The sequence below is a fragment of the Nocardioides sp. NPDC101246 genome (assembly GCF_044767415.1).
Classification (GTDB): domain Bacteria; phylum Actinomycetota; class Actinomycetes; order Propionibacteriales; family Nocardioidaceae; genus Nocardioides.
Window position 1 is genome coordinate 1 of the sequence record NZ_JBIWNX010000033.1, and the last position, 1,037, is coordinate 1,037.

The window sequence follows — 1,037 nt, forward strand, 5'->3', positions numbered from 1 at the left end:
GGGTCTGTCGCGTGGATTGTGTTCTTGGAGGTCTGGCGTGGTGTCCCGGCGTGAGGTCGGGGCGGAAGGACGATCACGCTTATGACGGAGGAAGTTTCGCCTGAGGCCGCTGGGTCGGCTGGGCTGGACGGGTTGGACATGACCCGGCTGGCTGAGGAACTGGTGGAGTCGGCTCGGGGTCATGGGGTCCAGCTGACCGGGAACGAGGGGCTGTTGACCGCGCTGACGCAGAAGGTGTTGCAGTCGGCGCTCGAAGCGGAGATGGCCGATCATCTCGGCCGGGATCGGTACGAGCGCGCTGGCGATCCAGCAGGCCAAGGCGGTCCCGACATGGATCGGCAGGCACGGGCAGTGAACGTGCGTAACGGGTCGTATCCGAAGACGCTGCGGACCGAGGTGGGTGAGGTCACCGTCCAGGTCCCGCGGGATCGGGAGGGGTCATTCGAGCCGGCGATCGTGGCCAAGCGGCAGAAACGTCTGTCGGGGTTCGATGAGGCGGTGATCAGCCTGTACGCGAAGGGGATGACCACCGGGGACATCGCCAACCATCTGGCCGAGGTCTACGACACCGAGATTTCCCGTGGCCTGGTATCCCGGGTCACCGACGCTGTGACCGCTGACTTGCAGGCGTGGAAGACGCGGCCACTCGAACGCGTCTATCCGGTGGTCCTCATCGACGCGATCCACCTCAAGATCCGTGAAGGCACGGTCGGGAACCGGCCGGTCTATGTCGCGGTCGGGATCAACCTCGACGGCTTCCGCGACGTGCTCGGGATGTGGATCGGACCTACCGGCGGCGAGGGCGCGAAGCAGTGGATGAACATGCTCTCGGACCTGCGTAACCGTGGCGTCGCGGACGTGTGCATTGTGTGCTGCGACGGACTCAAAGGGCTCCCCGACGCGATCCGGACGACCTGGCCCGATGCCGAGGTGCAGACGTGTGTGGTTCATCTGATCCGCAACAGCCTGCGCTATACCCAACGTCGAGACTGGAAGCAGGTCGCGGCCGAGCTCAAGGTCGTCTACACCAGTCCCAC

The 1,037-nt window shown here is 65.2% G+C and carries 1 protein-coding gene; it reads left to right on the forward strand.

Features of this window, described 5'->3' with window-relative positions; all coding sequences use genetic code 11:
• Positions 1-138: 138 nt before the first annotated feature.
• Positions 139-1,037: IS256 family transposase (locus ACIRON_RS30825; protein ID WP_402999244.1), on the forward strand; the 899-nt coding region annotated here is incomplete at its 3' end.